Origin of the sequence: Xanthomonas sp. SHU 199 (assembly GCF_000364665.1) — a bacterium.
In the GTDB taxonomy this organism is placed as follows: Bacteria; Pseudomonadota; Gammaproteobacteria; order Xanthomonadales; family Xanthomonadaceae; genus Xanthomonas_A; species Xanthomonas_A sontii.
The window spans coordinates 1-1,628 of the sequence record NZ_AQOI01000796.1; the positions used below are offsets into that span (position 1 = coordinate 1).

Genomic DNA, 1,628 nt, shown 5'->3' on the forward strand with positions numbered 1-1,628 from the left:
GCGCCTGTCGGTGTCGTGCCAGTGGCAGTCGGATCCGCAATGGCGGGCGCGCTTCGTCGCCCAGCCCACGCGCATGCTGATCACCCAGGGCTTCATCGCCCGGCATGAGGACGGCGGCACCGCCATCCTCGGCCGCGGCGGCTCGGATACCTCGGCCGCCTACTTCGGCGCGCTGCTCGGCGCCAGCCGGGTCGAGATCTGGACCGACGTGCCCGGCATGTTCAGCGCCAATCCGCGCGAAGTGCCGGATGCGCGCCTGCTGACCCGCCTGGACTATTACGAAGCGCAGGAAATCGCCACCACCGGCGCCAAGGTGCTGCACCCGCGCTCGATCAAGCCGTGCCGCGACGGCGGCGTGCCGATGGCGATCCTGGACACCGAGCGCCCGGAGCTGCCCGGCACCAGCATCGACGGCAACGCCCGCACCGTGCCCGGGGTCAAGGCGATCAGCCGCCGCAACGGCATCGTGCTGGTATCGATGGAAGGCATCGGCATGTGGCAGCAGGTCGGCTTCCTGGCCGACGTGTTCGCGCTGTTCAAGAAGCACGGGCTGTCGGTGGACCTGATCGGTTCGGCCGAGACCAACGTCACCGTGTCGCTGGACCCGAGCGAGAACCTGGTCAACACCGACGTGCTGGCGGCGCTGTCGGCCGACCTCGCGGAGATCTGCCGGGTCAAGATCATCGTGCCGTGCGCGGCGATCACTCTGGTCGGGCGCGGCATGCGCTCGCTGCTGCACAAGCTCTCGGACGTGTGGGCCACGTTCGGCAAGGAGCGCGTGCACATGATCTCGCAGTCGTCCAACGACCTGAATCTGACCTTCGTCATCGACGAGACCGATGCCGATGGGTTGCTGCCGATCCTGCACGCCGAGCTGATCGACAGCGGCGCGATGCCGGTGGAAGAAACCGAGGTGTTCGGCCCGCGCTGGCGCGAGATCGCCGGCACGGTGCGGCCGCGGCCGGTGCCGTGGTGGCAGGGTGAGCGCGCGCATCTGCTGCGCCTGGCCGAGGCCGGCACGCCGCGCTACGTCTACCACCTGCCGACCCTGCGCGAACGCGCGCGCGCGCTCAAGGCGATCGCGGCGGTGGACCAGCGCTACTACGCGATCAAGGCCAACGCGCATCCGGCGATCCTGCAGACCCTGGTCGAGGAAGGCTTCGGCCTGGAGTGCGTCTCGCACGGCGAACTGCGCCGGGTGTTCGAGATCGTGCCGGAGCTGTCGCCGCGCCGCGTGCTGTTCACCCCCAGCTTCGCGCCCCGCGCCGAGTACGAAGCCGCGTTCGCGCTGGGCGTGACCGTGACCGTGGACAACGTCGAGGCGCTGCAGCGCTGGCCGGAGCTGTTTCGCGGCCGCAGCCTGTGGCTGCGCATCGACCTGGGCCATGGCGACGGCCACCACGAGAAGGTCAACACCGGCGGCAAGGCCTCCAAGTTCGGCCTGTCGGCGACCCGCGTCGACGAGTTCGTCGAGGCCGCGCGCGCGCTGGACATCCGCATCGTCGGCCTGCATGCGCACCTGGGCAGCGGCGTGGAGACGGCGCAGCACTGGCGACGCATGTGCGACGAGCTGGCCGGCTTCGCCCGCCGCATCGGCAGCGTCGAGATCATCGACATCGGCGGGGGGC

Annotated in this window: 1 protein-coding gene; it reads left to right on the top strand. The window is 70.2% G+C overall.

The window, feature by feature from the left end; translation table 11 throughout:
• A partial coding sequence (locus tag D183_RS0121675; RefSeq protein ID WP_017910842.1) for a bifunctional aspartate kinase/diaminopimelate decarboxylase occupies positions 1 to 1,628 on the top strand: 1,628 nt, incomplete at both ends.